At 50.9% G+C, this 18,251-nt stretch carries 20 protein-coding genes and 1 pseudogene; 12 read left to right on the top strand and 9 right to left on the bottom strand.

The window, feature by feature from the left end:
- Positions 1-63 precede the first annotated feature (63 nt).
- From EBAPG3_RS14160 to EBAPG3_RS14150, 3 genes are all read left to right on the top strand, one after another.
- Positions 64-1,971 (top strand): ParB/RepB/Spo0J family partition protein, encoded by a 1,908-nt coding sequence (locus EBAPG3_RS14160; RefSeq protein ID WP_040851029.1) that lies wholly within the window; start codon positions 64-66, stop codon positions 1,969-1,971.
- Positions 1,972-2,072: 101 nt separating this feature from the next.
- Positions 2,073-2,357 (top strand): hypothetical protein, encoded by a 285-nt coding sequence (locus EBAPG3_RS15095; protein WP_040851028.1) that lies wholly within the window; start codon positions 2,073-2,075, stop codon positions 2,355-2,357.
- A complete protein-coding gene (locus EBAPG3_RS14150; RefSeq protein WP_004173996.1) occupies positions 2,309-3,088 on the top strand; it encodes a hypothetical protein in 780 nt (259 codons plus the stop codon). The genes EBAPG3_RS15095 and EBAPG3_RS14150 overlap by 49 nt, the downstream gene beginning before the upstream one ends.
- Before the next feature lie 388 nt (positions 3,089-3,476).
- On the opposite strand, the gene EBAPG3_RS14145 is transcribed toward EBAPG3_RS14150, so the two are convergent.
- From EBAPG3_RS14145 to EBAPG3_RS14135, 3 genes are all read right to left on the bottom strand, one after another.
- Positions 3,477-4,007: a beta/gamma crystallin domain-containing protein gene (locus EBAPG3_RS14145; RefSeq protein WP_004173995.1), complete on the bottom strand. Its 531-nt coding sequence runs from the start codon at positions 4,005-4,007 to the stop codon at positions 3,477-3,479.
- A gap of 259 nt (positions 4,008-4,266) precedes the next feature.
- On the bottom strand, positions 4,267-4,629 hold the full coding sequence (locus EBAPG3_RS14140; RefSeq protein WP_004173993.1) for an HvfA family oxazolone/thioamide-modified RiPP metallophore: 363 nt from the start codon (positions 4,627-4,629) through the stop codon (positions 4,267-4,269).
- Between the two features lie 510 nt (positions 4,630-5,139).
- Complete coding sequence (locus EBAPG3_RS14135; protein WP_004173990.1) at positions 5,140-5,652, bottom strand: HPP family protein; 513 nt, start codon at positions 5,650-5,652, stop codon at positions 5,140-5,142.
- Between the two features lie 169 nt (positions 5,653-5,821).
- On the opposite strand from EBAPG3_RS14135, the gene EBAPG3_RS14130 reads away from it, so the two are divergent.
- The 3 genes from EBAPG3_RS14130 (at position 5,822) to EBAPG3_RS14120 (ending at position 8,201) form a co-directional block, all read left to right on the top strand.
- Positions 5,822-7,078, top strand: a complete 1,257-nt coding sequence (locus EBAPG3_RS14130; RefSeq protein ID WP_040851026.1) for a putative Na+/H+ antiporter — start codon at positions 5,822-5,824, stop codon at positions 7,076-7,078.
- A gap of 312 nt (positions 7,079-7,390) precedes the next feature.
- Positions 7,391-7,783, top strand: a complete 393-nt coding sequence (locus EBAPG3_RS14125) for a SpoIIAA family protein (RefSeq protein WP_004173986.1) — start codon at positions 7,391-7,393, stop codon at positions 7,781-7,783.
- A gap of 55 nt (positions 7,784-7,838) precedes the next feature.
- The gene (locus EBAPG3_RS14120) at positions 7,839-8,201 is read left to right on the top strand and encodes a SpoIIAA family protein (RefSeq protein ID WP_004173984.1); all 363 of its coding nucleotides are present in this window, start codon (positions 7,839-7,841) and stop codon (positions 8,199-8,201) included.
- Between the two features lie 164 nt (positions 8,202-8,365).
- On the opposite strand, the gene EBAPG3_RS14115 is transcribed toward EBAPG3_RS14120, so the two are convergent.
- From EBAPG3_RS14115 to EBAPG3_RS14105, 3 genes and pseudogenes are all read right to left on the bottom strand, one after another.
- Positions 8,366-9,352 (bottom strand): CapA family protein, encoded by a 987-nt coding sequence (locus EBAPG3_RS14115; RefSeq protein ID WP_227869306.1) that lies wholly within the window; start codon positions 9,350-9,352, stop codon positions 8,366-8,368.
- Positions 9,353-9,372: 20 nt separating this feature from the next.
- Positions 9,373-9,807 carry a hypothetical protein gene (locus tag EBAPG3_RS14110; protein ID WP_040851025.1) on the bottom strand — a complete coding sequence of 145 codons (435 nt, stop codon included), beginning with the start codon at positions 9,805-9,807 and terminating at the stop codon, positions 9,373-9,375.
- 18 nt (positions 9,808-9,825) lie between these two features.
- A pseudogene (locus tag EBAPG3_RS14105) lies at positions 9,826-9,945 on the bottom strand (integrase core domain-containing protein); the annotation flags it as partial.
- A 664-nt stretch (positions 9,946-10,609) separates the two neighbouring features.
- Between EBAPG3_RS14105 and EBAPG3_RS14100 the strand changes: the two are divergent.
- From EBAPG3_RS14100 to EBAPG3_RS14080, 5 genes are all read left to right on the top strand, one after another.
- Complete coding sequence (locus tag EBAPG3_RS14100) at positions 10,610-10,990, top strand: hypothetical protein (protein ID WP_040851024.1); 381 nt, start codon at positions 10,610-10,612, stop codon at positions 10,988-10,990.
- Between the two features lie 170 nt (positions 10,991-11,160).
- The gene (locus tag EBAPG3_RS14095) at positions 11,161-11,811 is read left to right on the top strand and encodes a potassium channel family protein (protein WP_004173975.1); all 651 of its coding nucleotides are present in this window, start codon (positions 11,161-11,163) and stop codon (positions 11,809-11,811) included.
- On the top strand, positions 11,811-13,169 hold the full coding sequence (locus EBAPG3_RS14090; RefSeq protein ID WP_004173974.1) for a TrkH family potassium uptake protein: 1,359 nt from the start codon (positions 11,811-11,813) through the stop codon (positions 13,167-13,169). The genes EBAPG3_RS14095 and EBAPG3_RS14090 overlap by 1 nt, the downstream gene beginning before the upstream one ends.
- Positions 13,170-13,181: 12 nt before the next feature.
- Entirely contained in the window at positions 13,182-13,562 is a 381-nt protein-coding gene (locus tag EBAPG3_RS14085) for a cation transporting ATPase C-terminal domain-containing protein (protein ID WP_004173973.1), read from the top strand.
- Between the two features lie 470 nt (positions 13,563-14,032).
- The gene (locus EBAPG3_RS14080; RefSeq protein WP_040851023.1) at positions 14,033-14,359 is read left to right on the top strand and encodes a hypothetical protein; all 327 of its coding nucleotides are present in this window, start codon (positions 14,033-14,035) and stop codon (positions 14,357-14,359) included.
- Positions 14,360-14,430: 71 nt separating this feature from the next.
- Here EBAPG3_RS14080 and EBAPG3_RS14075 read toward each other — a convergent pair whose 3' ends face one another.
- Complete coding sequence (locus EBAPG3_RS14075; RefSeq protein ID WP_004173971.1) at positions 14,431-15,474, bottom strand: IS481 family transposase; 1,044 nt, start codon at positions 15,472-15,474, stop codon at positions 14,431-14,433.
- A gap of 654 nt (positions 15,475-16,128) precedes the next feature.
- A complete protein-coding gene (locus EBAPG3_RS14070; RefSeq protein WP_040851022.1) occupies positions 16,129-16,428 on the bottom strand; it encodes a hypothetical protein in 300 nt (99 codons plus the stop codon).
- Positions 16,429-16,917: 489 nt separating this feature from the next.
- On the opposite strand from EBAPG3_RS14070, the gene EBAPG3_RS14065 reads away from it, so the two are divergent.
- Positions 16,918-17,157, top strand: a complete 240-nt coding sequence (locus EBAPG3_RS14065; RefSeq protein ID WP_004173969.1) for a hypothetical protein — start codon at positions 16,918-16,920, stop codon at positions 17,155-17,157.
- Positions 17,158-17,563: 406 nt separating this feature from the next.
- Here the strand turns inward: EBAPG3_RS14065 and EBAPG3_RS14060 are convergent, their stop codons facing one another.
- Positions 17,564-17,986: a hypothetical protein gene (locus tag EBAPG3_RS14060; protein WP_081607205.1), complete on the bottom strand. Its 423-nt coding sequence runs from the start codon at positions 17,984-17,986 to the stop codon at positions 17,564-17,566.
- Between the last annotated feature and the right edge of the window lie 265 nt (positions 17,987-18,251).

Here is an 18,251-nt window from a genome sequence, read left to right as displayed (position 1 = left end):
ATGCCGGTGCGGCGCACCGGCTCTTACCCTTTATTATTCACTATGACCACAGGAAAAATCATCATGAAAAATACCCACGTCACCCCAGCCATTGAAACTGGCAACATACAGCGCATTGCCATCAAGCACCTTGTTAAATCGCCTTTGAATGTCCGCAAGAAAGGGAGCAGCGGCATAGGCGAACTGGCCGCATTGATTGCCGCGCAAGGGCTGATACATAATCTGGTTGTAACCGAACAGAAAAAGAAGAACAAAAAGACCGGAAAATATGAAGTCGTCGCCGGTGGACGGCGACTGGACGCACTGAATCTATTGGTGGCCGAGGAACGGCTATCAAAAGAGAGTGAAGTGGATTGCCGCATCGTGGGGCCGGAAGAAGCACTGGAACTGAGCCTGACGGAAAACTCAGGGCGCGAAGCCATGCACCCCGCCGATCTCGTCATGGCCTACCGCAATCTGACTGAGGCGGGACTGTCGCCGGACGAGATTGCCCCGCGCTTTGGCGTATCTCCCTTGACGGTCAAGCGTTACCTCAAGCTCACCCACGTTTCCCCGACCGTCTTCAAGCTGTATGCGGAGGATGAAATGAATTTCGAGCAGATATCCGCGCTGGCGCTGACCGACGACTATGAATTGCAGGAGCGCATCTGGAACAGTACGCCCGCATGGCAGCGCAGCGGATCAACCTTCCGGCGATTGATTACCGGAACCGAGATCGATATCCGGCATAGCCCGCTTGCGAGGTTCGTTGGAATCGAAGCTTACGAGGCCGCAGGGGGATTAGTACGGCGCGACCTTTTTGGGAAAGAGAACGAAGGTTATATACAGGATGCCGAACTGCTGGAATCGCTTGCGCTGGAAAAACTCAATCAGGCGGTTGAAGCCATCAAGGGCGAGGGTCATGCATGGGCGCAATGCCACACCACGTTCGACCATTTGGACAGGGCTGAATTCGTGAGGGCGCGAACCATCAGGCGTGAGCCAACCGCCGGGGAACAGGCCGCAATGGATGCGCTGGATGCCGAAATGGAAGCCATCGGGGCCGAATTTGAGGGATACGACGAGGAAACGGACGAGGATGGCGAAACCTATGCTGCGCTGGAAAAAAAGAGTGAAGCCATACAGGGAAAGATAGCGGCATTGAATGAATCGCTGGAAGAGCCGGACGCCGCCGACCTTGCCATCGCGGGTGTCATCGTGACGGTTGACCATGCGGGGGAGTTGCGCATCGAGCGGGGTTTGATCCGCAAGGAGGACGCGAAGAAGCTACCGAAAGAGCAGGGCGGGGAAACAGGGCTGGCAGCAAGCGGACAGGGCGAGGTGGCGAGACCCGTGCATTCGGAAAAGCTCACGCGCATGCTCACCGCGCACCGCAGCGCGGCGATTCAGGCAGAAATCATGAACCGGCCGGAAATTGCGCTGGCGGCACTTGTACATCAACTGGCCTTGCAGGTTTTCGGGAGCGGCTACCGGGCTAACCGGATCGTGCAGGTCAACATCGAGCAAACCTACCTCAAGAAGGATGCGGAGAACATCGGGCAGAGCCGCGCAGCGATAGCCATCGAGGAAAAACGTGTGTATTGGACAGAGCGTATCGAAGCGGCAGGGCAGGGCGGCAAGACGCTGTTCGGGTGGCTGTTGGAGCAAGACCTTGCAGACTTGCACGACCTGCTGGCGTTTTGCACGGCGGTCTCATTAAATACCGTATCGGGGCGGGAGAATGCGCCATCGGATGGCGTGGCGGCGATCATGACCGCCTTGAGCCTGGACATGGCCGACTGGTGGGAACCCACGCCGGAGAACTACCTTTTGCATGTATCCAAAGACCGGATTATTGAAGTGGTGGGAGAGGCGGTTTCCCCTCAAATGGCGCAGACCATGACGAAGATGAAAAAGGGTGAGCTGGTAGAGTCCGCGAATGCGAAACTGTCCGGCTTGCGCTGGTTGCCGGATACGTTCAAGGCAGGATGAAATATAAAACTTGCAGCCCTGTAAAGGGCTGCAATGGCACCGAATCATGCCTGTATTTCTGGGCTATTCGGATTTCTGCCATTATGGAAGGGTAAGAACGATTGCGCGCAGCAACCGAAGCCGAGCAGACCAAGATCGCCGCCCTTGAGGCCGAGCTTCAGTACTTGATCAATGCGCAGGAAGCCTTGGGCGATGACGAAGATGATGCGGGGAGGGCAGTTCTTGAAGAGAAGCAGGATGCCCTTGAAGTACAAGCCACTGCGGTACAGGAAAAACTGGATGCATTGCAGGAGAGCTTTGAGACTCCCGATCCTGAACATTGGCCGTGGCAGGTGCCGTGGTATTTATCGGCCATGATGGCAAGGTTAAAGTCGAGCGTGGACTGATCTGGCGGGAGGACATGCGCAAGGCTGCATCCAACGGGAACGATGGGGCAGGGGCAGGGGTGGCGAATGGGGAAGCAATCAAACAGAAACCCGTCCATTCGGAGCGGCTCACGCGCATGCTGACCGCACACCGCACCGCCGCCATTCAAGCCTCGATGGCGAACCGTGCCGATGTCGCACTGGCCGCCATGGTAAGTCAATTGGCAGAACGGCTGTTAGCCGATTACCGCAGCCGCTCCCGCGTGGTGGTGCAGATCAATATGGGGCGGCCAAACCTGAAGAATGATGCGCAGAATATCGATCAAAGCCGTGCCGTGGCCGTGATCGAGGATAAGTTCACGTTATGGACAAGCCGGGTGGAAGCGGTTGTCGGCAGCGATATGAGTTCGTTCGACTGGCTGTTGCAGCAGCCGCAGGAGGATGTGCTGGCGCTGTGCGTCTCCGTTTCAATCAACACGGTTACCAGCCGGGAAGATTCGCCCACAGTGGAAGTGTCCGGCCTGATGAGTGCGCTGAGTCTGGACATGGCAGACTGGTGGGAGCCGACCGCCGACACTTATTTATCGCATGTAGGCAAGGATCGGATTATCGGCATAGTAGCGGATGCGGTGTCACCGCAGATAGCTCACACCCTGACAAAGTTAAAGAAGGAAGAACTGATCAAGGTGGCTGAGGAACACTTATCCGGGTTGCGCTGGCTGCCGGACAATCTGAAGAAGGTAACCACTTAGAAGTAAAGAAATAAAACTGCAAATCCTTCCGGGGTTTGCAGTTCCCGTTATTCCCGACGTCTAACGCATGGGCAGGGGTAGTGGGCGGGGCAGGGCAGTGTGCACCTAGCTGCAAACACCCTCCCCGTCGCAAGCTGTGAGTTGCCTTGCTCCTCGATACGTTCCAGAAAGCTCTTTCGCTGCTCCTCCTTCGTGAGAAGGAGGTTGAATTTGACAATGGTTTCATTGGCGAAAGCACCCACTCCAAAACCGTAAAGGATCGGTACCGGTCCGCTATCTTGCCGGCTGGCTAGTCTCGGAACCCTTCGCTGCGGAGAGTTTCATGTACCTCGTTGACCTCAGGATGAGGCTGCGCCTTTGTTAAGACGCTAGCTCGCCTTGAACCAGACTATATACAACTGAGCATCATTGACCGGAAATTGTCAAAAAACCCCATTTTCTTGGATAAATCCGGAATTCTTTTATCCGGATCGATAAATTTGTCCTCATCCCGGAAATTACGATTGTCATAAATAGTTAGATTAGCGTTGGGACCGGTCTCGAGGCTACGAACCTTATTTTCCCAATTGCTACCAAACGGATCGATCATTTTCGCCACATTGATGGGGCCTATCAACAGCAAACTGTCGCCTTCAAAATTCTTCTTGTCGTACAACTTCACCCAGCAACCTTTGTCCATTGCAAGATTTTTCGAAACCTGCACGGGAACCATCACGATTACCGGTACCTCGACGATCATTTCCCCGTCCCTTTTTCCCGACTTTGAGGTTGGTTTATTCTTGTCCGCGGACATCGACTTGTCCGCTTTGGTTTTATCAGAGGATTGCTGTGCGTAAACATTACCCGTCGCCACGCATATACCAAACACCACAGCGGCGGCAGAGAGGAAATTACGGGAGTTCTTTATCAGAATACTCATGTTGTGCTCCTTAGAAAATTTGTTGAAAAGGTTGCGTCCATGTGCATCGTGCGTCAAAAGACGGACGGACCAAGGTGCGGTAGTAATGCTACCTGATCGGATAATGACCCCTGGACTGTCTGCGATTAAAGTCTCAGCGGCGCACAGGATGAGTTTTCAAGCGACACTTATCCTAAAGCCGTGCCGTATCTCGGAGCTCGAATACAAATGATTTCCTCCGATGACCCTGTCCTACGCGATCACCGGGACCTCTCTTCTATTATTTTTTCTTCTTGGCCATTTCGCCTTTTTCCATTTCGGACTTGTCGATGATGCCGTCTTTGTTGGCATCCATATGCTCGAACATGGCGTTGTGATGCGCCGTCCATTCTTCCTTGGTCACCTTGCCATCTTTGTTTGTATCTGCCATGGCCGCACCACACCTGCCTTCCCCGCAGGTGCCTTCACCCCCACATTTGCCTTCACCGCTTTTCTTTCCACCTGCATCGGCTACAAGGTAGCCCTTATCCAGGGATTGGAGGGTGAAAGGGCTGTCAGTTGCTGAAACTACAGGTACGACGCCGAGAGTGGCAGCAAAAGCGGAACCTACAGCAATAGAAATAATGGATTTTTTGCTAGACATGATGTTCTCCTTGGTTATGCGGCATTTGAGGCGATGCCACAGCGCCTGTTAATATAGGGACGCATGTGTCTCTATACGAATCCTGATTTGACTCTTTACGCTCTTTGCCTCTGCCATTCAGAGAAATGGCAATTGAGCTACAACAGGCTAACTATCCGCCTGCTGCAATTTCCGATCTCTGATTCTCATGTTGGGGCCATATAGGAATAGTTGCCGCAAAAAAAACGCTGTGAGTAAATTCGAAATTGCGATTGTTGCCTTGGGGAGATTTACATAGATATCCCGCTCCTTTTCATTTTGCATAAGATAACCCAGCTGTAAAAAAATACTGTTCGATACCGAACTGAGCAGATTATTTCCCGATTCTGAATCAATACTTGCAATGAAAAATGCGGGAATGAAAGTTTTTGCTGATGGTTTTGTTGCAACGTATTAACGGGCGTTATTAACAATTCCAAAAAATACCGCTTTTCCATACAAGCGTAGGTCGCAGAACGACAAGACTGCCCGCTATTCTTTCCAGCCGCCCCAGAACAAGGACGGAGGGGAGCGGTCGAGCCAGGCAACAGGATAAGGCGAGAGGCCGGGGTACATCCGGCTCCATATAACCGCCACCACCGCCAGGCTAAGCACGCCCACGAAAACCGGGTGCCACAGGGCGGATAGGCTGGAGTGGCCGTAGATCATGATGATGGGGTTGGCACCGGCCGGTGGGTGTACCGTCCCGGTGAGCAGCATGTACCACAAGACCAGCACCTGGGCGAGCGCGTAAACCCATAACGCATCGCCAAAGAACTGATAGCAGGCGATGCCAATAAGCGCACCGCCCAAGTGGCCACCGAACAGGGCGCGCGGCTGTGCGGCGGGTGCGCGCGTAAGGCCGAACAAAAACACTGCGGAGCCGCCCAACGAAGCAAAAAAGAAGGGAGATGCAGGGGGAGAGGTTAGGAGTAGCGCCAAGCCGATGCCCGCTGCCGCGCCAAGCCCGCACCACAGCAGACGCGCTATAGGGGAACGGTGCATTTGCTTATATACCTGTAAACAAAAATAATAGAAAAAATCCGGTAGCGTGTCAAAAATGAGATATCACTATATACTACGTTTGGCACTTGCTTGATTTAACTTGATTTTATCCTCACACAAGCTGAATGTCTAAACAGAAAGCATATCAGTCACCACGGTTCACCCGCGTTTGACACCGACCGCCATCCAGATGATTGGCGCGGCGTTGTTTGCCGTTGCTATTCTGCACACCTTTTCGACCAAGTTTTTCGAACATTTGGCGCATACTCGCCCAGCCCATGCCGGGGTGTGGCACCTGCTGGGCGAAGTCGAGGTGGTGTTTGGTTTCTGGGCAATGGTTCTGGTCGTAATGATGTTCGCCACCGATGGCGCAACCGTGGCAACACGCTACATCGACTCGCGCAACTTCACCGAACCGATGTTTGTCTTCGCCATCATGGTGATCGCGGGCACCCGTCCAATCCTGCAAACCGCCATGGCCGGGGTACGCATGGTGGCTCGGATCATCCCCTTGCCCGGAAGCATGGGGTTCTATTTTACGGTCTTGGCATTGGTGCCCTTGCTGGGGTCGTTCATCACCGAGCCTGCAGCCATGACGCTGGCCGCCCTGATCCTGGCTGACCGCATCTTTGCGCGCAGCATTTCATCGCGTTTGAAGTATGCGACGCTAGGCGTGCTGTTCGTGAACATTTCCATCGGTGGCACCCTGACACCATTCGCCGCACCGCCCGTGCTGATGGTTGCCGGGAAATGGAACTGGGATATTGCATTCATGATGTCAGCCTTTGGATGGAAAGCTGCCATCGCCGTCGTCGTGAATGCCTTGGGTGCTACGCTGCTGTTCCGTAAGGAGCTGGCAAAACTGTCGGCGACTGGGAGCGGCGGCGGTAATGCTGTGCCTCTCGTCCTGGTATTGGTGCATCTGGCGTTTCTCGCGGGCGTTGTGGTGTTCGCTCATCACCCGGCGATGTTCATGGGCTTGTTCCTGTTCTTTCTCGGCGTGGCCCAAGCCTATTCGCGCCATCAAGACCCATTAATCCTGCGCGAGGGGCTATTGGTCGCCTTCTTTCTGGCTGGGCTGGTGGTCTTGGGTGGACAGCAGCAGTGGTGGCTGCAGCCCGTGCTGATGAGCATGAGTAGTGACGCGGTGTTCTTCGGTGCAGCTATCCTGACGGCTTTCACCGACAATGCCGCGTTGACTTATCTTGGCTCACTGGTCGAAGGGTTATCCGATGACTTCAAGTATGCCTTGGTCGCTGGAGCAGTCACGGGCGGCGGCCTGACTATCATTGCCAATGCACCCAATCCCGCCGGCATCGCTATCTTGCGCGGGCATTTTGAGGATGAAGCGGTACATCCGCTGGGCCTCCTCCTGGCCGCGCTGCCGCCGACTATTATCGCGGGGCTGGCGTTCAGATACTTATGAGCAGGGCACGACATTTTGCGAACTCTGTGCCTTGCTCATTTCTCGACGACCTCGAACTCCCGCTATCGAAGAAACCACACTTTCTGTATTTATATACTTCTGCCAGCTGTGAAAAAGATCTGAAGCTTGTTGGTCGCAGTATGCTCTGCCTTGTATAACAGTCCGGTCATCCCGGTACATCCTGTGAGCTGTAACGAACAGACACGCCCCATCCGGAGCGGGCATCCTTTTCATATGCACATGGCTAAAGACGTGCTGTGCATGTTTACCGCGCGAGTAATATTCGCGCCATTACCTAATGGGGAATATCCGATGATCAATTACGAATTGCAACACGACAAAGGCATACTCGTGCTGCATCCGGAAGGGCCGCTTGAAGCGGCAGATTTCATTTCGATAACGCGCCAAGTCGATGCTTATCTGGCGGGACGCGGGAAGCTGCATGGAGTATTGATACACGCCAAATCATTTCCCGGCTGGAAAAACTTTGCCGCGATGCTTGCTCACTTGAAGTTCCTCAAGGAACATATTCAGAAGATCGAGAAAGTTGCTGTCGTCGCGGACGGCGCTTTAGCGAGTATCATGCCGAACATCGCAAACCATTTCGTCCATGCACAGGTGCAGCACTTCGATTTCGTGCGCGAGGATGCCGCGTGGGACTGGCTCAATCAAACCGGCAACGCACGGATGAATCCGGTCGCTTGACCGGATAATCCGCGCCCGCAATTCACGCAATAGGCATTCAATAAGGAGACTTGCCATGATGAGGCTACTAACGAATCTTCCTGATCACATAGTTGGCGTCAGCGCTTCAGGTCAGATCGATGCGAAAGACTATGAAACAGTCCTCATTCCTGCAATTGATGCTGCGCTTCGGAAGCACAAGCGGATACGAGTGCTCTATCAACTCACCACAGATTTCGAGGGTTTCACCACCGGAGCGATGTGGGATGACGCCAAACTTGGACTCGCGCACCTGCTGGCATGGGAGCGAATCGCAGTCGTAACGGACGTTCACTGGGTCGCTAATGCGACGCGAATGTTCGCGTTTCTGCTGCCGGGACTGGTCAAAGTGTTCTCGAATGAAGAGCAATCTGATGCCGAGAAGTGGATTGCGGCTTAGCGCCAATTCGCCAATGTCCGCTATTTTGCAACGAATTTACAAAGTTGAATGGCGATTGTGGGTCGAAAGCAGTAACTCAAATCTGACAACCAGTGTCAGATCAAATCTCGATTATTACACATGAGTTTAAAAACCTTTAGGTTCGTTTGCGCGCCATAAAGTTTTTATGGTCCGATATCGCAACTTGTCTCTTTGTTTTTACCCCGTTCGTAACAATATCCTTTATTCTGCGAAGCCGGGTGCGGGATACCGTTGTGATCGATTTCGGCTACGTAGGTCTTCCACTGACGGACACCTTTCTTATCCAGCTCTAATCTCAGCAGCCAGCCGGTATTATTGTCCGTATCGCTGAAGCCGTTGAAGACAAAATTTCCCAGGCTGTAAAAGATCGGCCTTCCCTTATAGTGCTCGATGTTTTGTGTAACGTGGGGATGTCCCCCGACTACAGCATCGGCTCCCGAATCTATCATCAGATGTGCAAGCTGGCGCTGGCGCTTACTGGCAAAGTGTTCATGCTCCCAACCCCAGTGCATGAAGGTTATTACGACATCTGCCTTGTAGCGGATCCGCGCATTCTTGATGTCGGCCTGGACTTGATCATCGTCGCTCCAGGCGATACCCGGCTTGTCGAAGTCAGCCTCAAAACTACGAGGGAAGAATTCGTTGAACCCGAGCAATGCAATTCTCAATCCCTTGCGTTCAAACAATAGAGGAGCATGTGCTTCGGATAAGGTGCGGCCCCCTCCGAAATACAAGATTCGCTCCCGCTCCAGTAGATCAAGCATTTCCGCAAATGCCATGGGGCCAAAGTCGCCGGAATGATTGTTGGCCAGGGAGACCGCGGTGAAATGCCGCTTGAGTATAGGCAGAACACGAGGGTGAGCGCGAAAAGTATAGGGCTTGTTCCATGCTACCCCTGTGGTTGCCACGACACACTCCAGGTTCCCTATCCGAAGGTCCGCAGCGCGTAGAATTCCGGCAAAAGCCGCAAAGGGATCAATCCCTTCTTCGATTAGCTTTCCCGGGAGTTCGTCGAGCATTATGTCTCCAACGAAGGCGATGGAAACCGAAGGACTAACAGTTTCTGCCCATATATTAGAGCCGGTTAATACAGAAACACACAGCAATGTTTTTGCAATCCAGCGCGCCACTGTGTAAAGCGGATGGACGGTCACGGTGAAACATTGAAAAGCGCGCACCCGTACTGCAGTTCTCTCTCCAATCCTGGAGAGTAAATATAGTTCACCCCCGTGAGCGCAGCAAAGGAAGGCTGGTTTTGAATGAAGGGCGGCAGGTACTTGGCTACATGCAATAACACCATAGAATGTGGATCCTTATAGTAGGTGTATATCTTTATGTATTCGATTGCCTGTTCATTTAGAAGCATGACAACTTTAAGCCGAAAACGCTCGCCAACATTTTTTGCCACAACAGTGTAGGGATCAGAGGTTGGCAAAAAATCGGCGATGTAGGTTTCACCGCCTTCGTTAATTTCACACCGGAGTAACTGTGGCGCAGCAAATACGGTTGAAGATAACCCAGTTGCAAGAAGCACGACTATCCCAGCTAAACCAATTCTGGTATGGCAATTTTTAGCAACTATCATTAGGCGGTCAGTTTCATGGGTGATTTCGCGAACTTCGTCGAGCGAACATTCGGTAGACAGGATCTCGCTGCGATACGATCGGTTGAAGCGCTCAATAAATGCATTTTGATTCGGTTTGCCGGGCTGAATAAAGCGCAGTTACAACGTTATAAAGTTAGCACAAGAATCGAGCTTGGGGTTTAGGACGCAATGGAACATAAAACCCGGGTAAGGCACCTTGGGCGCTGGGAAATAGCGACGCCGGATTATGTTCCTAGTCACCCGTCACCGTCTCGCGCGCGAAGATGAAGAACTGGCGTTTGGCCTTAAAAATAGCGATCTTAAGAATCAGACACTACGATAATAGCGTTCAATTACGTGGCGTAGCGCACACTTTTGAATTTTGTTGACAGGCGCGCGCTTCCTAAGACCAAATCCGTATTTACAGCAAGAGCAATCCAGATATCATGATGAAACTATTAGACATGGTTGCTGGTCTCGCATCCCATCTTGAACTGGAAGTCGACGTAAAGTCCTAATATATCACGCCCAACTCATGGGAGCAGACGCCAACAATGAAGCTGCTTGGACGCAAAAAGGAAAGATATTTGCTTGAAGTGGCCTAGGCGCTTGTAGCTGGGTCCGTTGCCGCGAAAGCTCATGAAAAAAGGAGTGGGTGGAAATTGTCGACCATCCTCATAAGGGAAGCAATCAGATTGGAGCTTCATAACTGGGCATAAGAGTCAGTCTACCAATCAAATACTGTTCCGAAGACTCGCATCCCAGCAGCTAGTTACATAGCTCGCAAAAAATCGGAGGTACCATGCCAGATAAAACGCTGAGATATCTTATTGTTTCAGTTATTGTATTGCTTCTTATTTTTCAAATAGGCACTTTAATTTCGGATCTATTTGGTATGGTATGGGGGGCTTTGTCCGCTTTTGCTGTGGTGGCGGTTCTATTTCTTTCGGCATATTTAACCAAAACTCGTAGAGAGAGCAGTTTTTGGTTCTTTCTGCCAATACTTCTCTTCACTGTCGTTTCGATTGTCTTGATGGGCTGGAATGTAATGACGGAGGACGTAAGCTGGTTTGAACGCGTGGTAAGGCTCACACCATTTATCATTGGCTTCGGCGCACCTATTGTTTTGTTACTCGTTGTCTACCATGAACTACGCAAGAGAACTCTTGATGACCAACCGTAACAGCCCGCATTGATTTACTTTCTTTAGAAACATATATCCTGCCGGACCTACGGCCTGAAATGTTGCTCCTTCTGATAAAATCCTTTGCGGTACTTGGTAAGCCAGCTCAAAGGTAACAGGAAACACAAAGCATATTCCCTGCCCTCTTCACCAGCAGCCCAAACTTCTTCATGAAACATACCTATACCGTTGTCGGCCTTGGTATCTTTGGATCAACCATTGCCCTTGAGCTGTCACGCCTGGGCAATGAGGTTATTGGCATCGATCTTAATCCCAATCTCGTCAGCGACATCGCCGATAGAATTACCCAGGCCGTGATAGCCGACGCACGCGATGAGAAAGTATTGCGCGACCTCGGCGTGCACGAATGCGATGGCGTCGTGGTCGCCATCGGAGAGGACATTGAAGCCAACATTCTCGTTACCTTGATTGTCAAGGGCATGCCGAAACCGAAGGTATGGGCAAAAGCGCTTAATCCCAACCATCATAAAATTCTTGAGAAACTGGGTACCGACCATATTGTGCACCCCGAGCATGAAATGGGTCTGCGGCTTGCCCGCAGCATGATTTACCCCGAAGTCACGGATTACATCAGTCTCGGACACGACCAGTTTACTGTCGAGGTGCGTGCCTCGGAGCGGCTTGCGGGGCAGAAGATGGATGCATTGCATCTTGAGGAAAATGATCTTCAGTGTTTACTGATCAAGCACCTGAATGAAGTCATGCTGCCGCCCCCACTTCGGTATGAATTCAAGCTCAACGATAAAATCCTGTTGTTGGGCACCCTCGGCAATCTGCGTAAGATCACCAAGTATTTGTAATGCGGGCATCATCGCTTTCGCAATGGCTCCAGCCGGTAAAGAAGCGGTTTCTCAGCCTCACGCCGCCTCATGCCTTGATCCTGTCTTATGTGGGGCTCTCCATCCTCGGCACCTTGCTGTTGAAGCTGCCGGGTACCAGCCATCAGCCGACATCTTGGTTGCAAGCGCTGTTCACAGCCGTATCCGCTTCGACTGTTACCGGACTTGTCGTGGTTGATACCGGTACGCACTTCACATTGCTTGGACACTGGATATTGCTGTTTCTGATGCAATTCGGCGGCTTGGGTTTGATGACATTCGGCATTATCGTCATTCATCTGGCACGAGGCCAACTGGGCGTGAAACACCGCGCTGCGTTACGCGAATCATTCAACCACGCCGGACAAGGTGATGTACGGCGCGTAATGTTATGGGCGATTGGATTTACCGCGATCATGGAACTGCTCGGAACCGCTTTGCTGGCCCTTCAGTGGGTGCCGGAAATGGGCTGGGGCAGGGGTCTGTTTTACAGTTTTTTTCATACCCTTGCAGCATTTAACAATGCCGGTTTTGCCTTGGCGGCGGATAGCCTGATGACCTATGCAGGCAATCCCCTGGTTAATATTGTTATTTCCTTGCTGTTTATTTCCGGAGGCATTGGATTCGTTGTTATCGCTGACATCATAGAAAAGAAACACTTCAGGCAATTTGCCCTTCATACCAAGCTAATGCTGGCAGGTACGCTGGTTATTAATCTGGTTGCAATGACCATGATTTTGATACTTGAACACGGCAATCCCGCCACATTGGGCGCGCTGCCCGACTGGAGCACCAAACTATGGGCTTCCTGGTTTCAGGCCGTTACACCGCGCAGCGCCGGTTTTAATACGCTGGATACTGCGGCGTTGTTTCCTTCCACCGCATTTTTCATCATCGGATTGATGTTCATTGGCGGCGGTAGCGGCTCCACGGCTGGCGGAATAAAACTCAGCACTTTCATTGTGGTACTGCTGGCCACATGGGCGTTCTTGCGAGGAAGGGAGTGTCCCATCGTATTCGGCCGCAGCATCCAGCTCGATATCATCCGCAAGTCGCTGGCGATAATTGTCATCTCACTGTTTTGTGTCAGTACCGGCATATTCCTGCTGGCCGTAACGGAAAAAGAGAATTTTCTTGACCTGACATTTGAAGCCGTGTCGGCAGCCGCTACGGTAGGATTATCCAGAGGAATAACCGCTGATTTATCGGCGGTTGGGCAATGCATTATTGTCGTACTGATGTTGATTGGCCGTGTGGGTCCGCTGACTATCGCATTTACGCTGGCTAATACGCACGGCGAAAGTATCCAGTATCCGGCCGGGCAGATGAATATCGGGTAGCAGTTCAGAGTCATGCGCGCTTCTGATGAGGTAGCGTCTGTACCGCTTCCCAGCCCTTTCACCCGGTCGCGCACGGTATCCCACGCCGTCAATGCGCTGGTGATGGGTGAGATTTTTTATCTTTTTAATTGCCGCCATATCATGGCGCCGTTGATTTCATGGTCTGGTTTTTTCGGTAACCGCTACGTTCTGATTGCCATCGGAGTACTCATTGTGATTCAGATGCTGTTCACATATAACAGGGTGATGCAGGGCCTTTTTGGTACCGCCGCTATCGATCTTGCGGCGTGGGCACGAATCTCCGCGGTTGAAGCAATACTATTTATCCTGGTTGAAATTGAGAAATACGCGATCCGGGGGAACCGCCCCCGGGCTTTGCCGGAGGTAATTTAACTTCCGAATTCTGGGGTCTCCCCTAAGGAATAGTATGATCAAAGCGTCAGACAAGTCGACGCCTAGCCATCATAAAACCGAAGGTAAAATATGTAATGGGATACGCTCTAGCTGATGAAAGGCACTAATAATTCTGCGTGGCACAGCATTTCGCCGCAACAAACGATGGCAATGCTTGAAACGGATAGAGACGGCATTTCTGATGCGGGGGCAGGACGCCGCCTAGCACGCCAATAGCAAGCAAACATGAGTACAAAATCAAGCAAATGAGAAAAAAGCTAATATTTTTAGTAGTCGCGACCTCATCCGACAGTTACCCGAGAAGGATAACGATACCCTTAAGTCACTTGGCTGTTCCATTTGCTCCTCAGACCTCTATTAAGTGTGCTAACGCACGAATCTTGCTGCACCGATATGTATGATATATCGTCAGCAATGTCGCTGGGGTTCTGAGTGAAGGGGAGGGCATCATGAAATCTTCAGTATTAACGGCAAAAGCATGGGCGCTGGCTAGCACATTTATTTTTAGCCTGATGAGCATGGGAATAGTGCAGGCCACGGAAAATATGGAGGTGCCGACGAAAGAATGTGACGTGTCGGATTCTATTGGACCGGGTGATTCCGGTTACTTAAGGGAGAAATGCCCGCCTAACCGTGGAGCCGAAAAGAAGCAGCCGCAAAAAAGTAACAATCCTTCGAGTGGCAGCAAACAGGACAATTCCAGATACAATACAGACGGTACGGAAAGATATGACCAGAATAACAGGGATAAAGGCTCTAAGGGGAACAAGCCCTAAGTATAAGGTGTAGTAGTCGCGACTTCATCTGACAGTTACCCGATTTGACTGGTGCAATTGTCAGATCAGATTCAATTGTTCAGTAATGTGATTTTATCGTGCCAGTCCTCCTTTCCGTCAATTAATGTTTGCATGGGTGTTCGCCCGCAACACATTTTTCCCTGATGGGTGCGAACATGATTATAGGAATGCAGCCAGTCATCCAGATCAATTTGCAGTTCCTCAATTGACCGGTATATCTTGCGCCGGAATGCTACTTGGTAGAACTCTTGCAGGATGGTTTTGTGAAAACGCTCGCAGATGCCGTTGGTCTGCGGATGGTGGGCTTTGGTCCTGGTGTGTTCAATGTCATTGAGGGCAAGGTAGAGCTGATAATCATGAGTCTCTAGCTTACCACAATACTCGGTACCGCGATCAGTCAAAACACGGATTAGGCCCATGCCCTGTTCTGCGAAGAATGGCAGTACCTGGTCATTGAGGAGATCCGCTGCGGTAATCGGCGTTTTGGTTGTGTAGAGCTTGGCAGCGGCCCACTTGGAATAGGTATCGACGAATGTCTGCTGATAGATGCGGCCGACGCCCTTGATCGTTCCCACGTAGAAGGTGTCCTGGCTGCCAAGGTAGCCTGGATGAGCCGTTTCAATCTCGCCATGGGCAATATCGTCATCCTGCTTCTTCTCCAGAGCAGTGACCTGCGCTTCGGTCAGAACTTCACCCGTCTGGACGACATGACGTTCCAGGGCTGCCAAACGCCTCTTGAATGATTCCAGACCATGCCGCAGCCAAACTGAGCGAACGCCTGAGGGAGAAACGAAGATGCCGCGTTTGCGTAACTCATTGGATACCCGCACCTGACCAAAAGCAGGCTGCTCAATGGCAAATGCAGCCACTGAAGCTTCCGTGGCTTCTTCAACACGGTTCTTGGGGTTGGGTTTCCTCCGATTGGCATCAATCAGGGCATCGATACCCCCTGAGTCCATAGCCGATTGATAGCGATAAAACGTATCGCGAGAAAAGCCCATTACCTTACAGGCGCGCGATACATTGCCAAGCTCGGCTGCCAGACTGAGTAAGCCTACCTTGTGTTTGATAACATTCTGTTGAAAACTACTCATGGGGTTACTCCTTTGCGCTTGCGCGCTCAATTTGATAAAGATTCGCACCTCTATCAAACCGGGTAACCCCGCCCTTTGGCAAGGCCTACTGTCAGATTAAATCGGAACTACTACATATAAGGAGCGCGATTACGATCTTTCAGCCATGCTGAGCAAGACTCCCGACAATGGTGGTTTTACCTACACCGCCCTTTTGACCCGCCAGAACCAAAGTACACATATACGTTATCCATACATATGACAATTCAGTAACACAAAAATATATTGGATGAAGGTAAGGAATCGTACGAAATGGGGCAATAAGCCAAAACCGCATTAGCACAAGACAGCAAAATCGGAAATTTGAAGGGACCGGCTGCGTCCTCGGCAAGTCGCTAAGCGCCTGGGGACAGGACTATTTCAAAGCCATGATGTGGGATTCGAGCTAAAGAATCATTATCTATGAATCTAACGACTTAGCGAAAGCCGAATCGATCGGCGATATGTAGGATTAAAAATCGAATCCAAAGTTAACGTTTCCTGACAACGCTACGTTGACAGCATTGAGAAATTTATTGGTGGTTTTTTGAATGAGATCGAGTGCGGACATAAGGTTAGCTGAAGCCAGCAGATTGCAAGAGCCAGTTAATACCCTGCCGTAAGTAGAGGGGTGCTTTATTCGTCCTCCAGCTCGATGAGTTTGCCGTTTTCATCCACTTCAATTTCAATTTTCTTGCCACTTGGACCGGGCTTTCTGACCTTAGCTTCATAAAGCGTGACAGATTTACCGTCTATTGTTCTTGTTTCCTTCGTGATTTCTTCAATTTTCCCGCCACCCATGTTTTCGGAGAACGTTTTTTGAACTATGGTTGGCACTTGGGACCACTTAATTTCCTCCCCTTTCCCCGCAAAGCTTGGAGCTGCGTATGCCATGACGAGGGGCAAAGCGATTAATGCAAATATTTTAGTCTTCATGACGATTCTCCTGATTACTTTAATAAAACATCTATAAGCGGAATAAAAGAATAGCTGTGAGTAAAAAAATAATCTGTGTGATAACGCACGTAACGAATTTTCAGGATAACTTTAACCTAATCGATCTTGGATTAATTTTAGTTAATATAGAATTTCAATAACATATTGATTTAATAATCATATTGTAAATTCTGCAGGTTTGAGCTTAAATCCCCTAAAGGGAATTCGGTATAGCTTGATAAAGGCACTACAACTAGCAGAAGAAGCCGGTAGCCTAGCCCCAAGCAGCCCGTACCCAGATAGAACTAAAGCAAGAATCAAAGACAAAATGATTCGGCTTGGAATTTCCATTAAGGTGCGTTAATTCCGGTTTAATCTGTAGTAGTTTTGATCTGACAAGAAAGACGGCGGTTTCGATCAATACCGATCGGGGCGGGAGAATGCGCCATCGGATGACGTGGCGGCGATCATGCCCGCCTTGGCCTGGACATGGCCGACTGGTGGGAATCCACGCCGGAGAGCTATCTGTCGTACGTCTCGAAGGACAGGAATCTATCGGTGGTGACGGAAGCGGTATCACCCCCCAATGCCGAACTTCTGCGGGGTTTGAAAAAGGCTGATCTGATCCAGCAAGCGGATAGTGAACTCTCCGATTTGCGCTCGTTGCCGGATAATTCAGGGCAAAGATATCGCTGGATCAGTAATAAAGGTGATACTACAGGCTCCTGAGGGCCTGTAGTAGGGGGCGGCACGGACATTCAGTAACTTATCCAGATCGCAGTCGTTTCCACTGTTCCCAAGTGGCGCCAGTAGTTGAAGACATGAAGTTGCGCGCGTCCGAACGATTTGCAGACGAGGTCCGAGCTGTTCTTTGGGATGCCAAGGGATGTTTCTCTGGGCATATTCTATTATTGATAAAATACGTTATCGATAATCACGCGATCGAAAAATGCCAGAAAATTCTACTTATCATTTACCCTTGATAACCTATTTTATCATGGGTAAAATCAGCTCATGAATTCCCTTCTTCCCCATCCGGCAAAATCCGTCATGCTGGAGCAAGGCGTTACGAGAGGAAGGTGAGCCCCCTTTAAGCTAATTTTGCATTTTTGCAGGATGGGCAATATTAGTCATTTTACATTACCCTTGGAAGACGATTTTTCGAGGGGAAGCTCAGTAACTCGATCGTTTTCGTGCGCCGCAAATACGGCGGCAGGATGGCGGAGGTAAACCGAATCTTGCTTGCCCGATCCCGCACCCGCGGCGCTTTAATACCAACCTCGCCTAACCCCTTCTGGATCGTCCGTTCCGGCAGGTGCCCATTGCGTACCATACGCGCCCGCCCCGCTTGATCCCTATCAAACCAATAACATTCGAGAAATTCCGCAACCTCCGCTTTGATCGCTCGCGCCAGCATCTGCTGTGCTCCATCGCGCAGCACCTGCGTCAATACACCCGACATTTCGCTAGCAATTCCTGGATTTTTTAATACTAAAACGTTATCTTTGCTTATGGCGTATTCCTCCTTCTTTTGAAGTTGATGATCTTGGTTGACCATCAAGAATACGCCACCCTTTCAATACTCGTCATACACAAGTTTCGATCATAGCTCCCCCTGCCTGCTCTTTATTGTATTGACCGAGCAAGGCCACACCTAATTGCCCAATGCGAATGCCTGGGTGGTTACGAGTTGCGAGCGATGAGAGCGAGGCCTTTTTCTGCGATTCGGACATTGTTGGGGGGCCACCTTGCATTTCGTGCTTTTCATAGCTATGAAAGAAGAGGTGAAGGTAAATGAGCTAAACTGGGCAGGGAGCGCTTTC

The sequence above is a fragment of the Nitrosospira lacus genome, from assembly GCF_000355765.4.
Classification (GTDB): Bacteria; Pseudomonadota; Gammaproteobacteria; order Burkholderiales; family Nitrosomonadaceae; genus Nitrosospira; species Nitrosospira lacus.
The sequence above is the reverse complement of the archived record's forward strand: the minus strand, read 5'-3'. Positions and strand labels throughout refer to the sequence as shown.

Coding starts and splice junctions, on each gene's coding strand:
- EBAPG3_RS14160 (WP_040851029.1), top strand. CDS start 64: ATGAAAAATACCCACGTCACCCCAGCCATTGAAACTGGCAACATACAG.
- EBAPG3_RS14145 (WP_004173995.1), bottom strand. CDS start 4,007: ATGAGTATTCTGATAAAGAACTCCCGTAATTTCCTCTCTGCCGCCGCT.
- EBAPG3_RS14140 (WP_004173993.1), bottom strand. CDS start 4,629: ATGTCTAGCAAAAAATCCATTATTTCTATTGCTGTAGGTTCCGCTTTT.
- EBAPG3_RS14135 (WP_004173990.1), bottom strand. CDS start 5,652: ATGCACCGTTCCCCTATAGCGCGTCTGCTGTGGTGCGGGCTTGGCGCG.
- EBAPG3_RS14125 (WP_004173986.1), top strand. CDS start 7,391: ATGATCAATTACGAATTGCAACACGACAAAGGCATACTCGTGCTGCAT.
- EBAPG3_RS14120 (WP_004173984.1), top strand. CDS start 7,839: ATGATGAGGCTACTAACGAATCTTCCTGATCACATAGTTGGCGTCAGC.
- EBAPG3_RS14110 (WP_040851025.1), bottom strand. CDS start 9,807: ATGATAGTTGCTAAAAATTGCCATACCAGAATTGGTTTAGCTGGGATA.
- EBAPG3_RS14100 (WP_040851024.1), top strand. CDS start 10,610: ATGCCAGATAAAACGCTGAGATATCTTATTGTTTCAGTTATTGTATTG.
- EBAPG3_RS14095 (WP_004173975.1), top strand. CDS start 11,161: ATGAAACATACCTATACCGTTGTCGGCCTTGGTATCTTTGGATCAACC.
- EBAPG3_RS14090 (WP_004173974.1), top strand. CDS start 11,811: ATGCGGGCATCATCGCTTTCGCAATGGCTCCAGCCGGTAAAGAAGCGG.
- EBAPG3_RS14085 (WP_004173973.1), top strand. CDS start 13,182: ATGCGCGCTTCTGATGAGGTAGCGTCTGTACCGCTTCCCAGCCCTTTC.
- EBAPG3_RS14080 (WP_040851023.1), top strand. CDS start 14,033: ATGAAATCTTCAGTATTAACGGCAAAAGCATGGGCGCTGGCTAGCACA.
- EBAPG3_RS14075 (WP_004173971.1), bottom strand. CDS start 15,474: ATGAGTAGTTTTCAACAGAATGTTATCAAACACAAGGTAGGCTTACTC.
- EBAPG3_RS14070 (WP_040851022.1), bottom strand. CDS start 16,428: ATGAAGACTAAAATATTTGCATTAATCGCTTTGCCCCTCGTCATGGCA.
- EBAPG3_RS14065 (WP_004173969.1), top strand. CDS start 16,918: ATGGCCGACTGGTGGGAATCCACGCCGGAGAGCTATCTGTCGTACGTC.
- EBAPG3_RS14060 (WP_081607205.1), bottom strand. CDS start 17,986: ATGGTCAACCAAGATCATCAACTTCAAAAGAAGGAGGAATACGCCATA.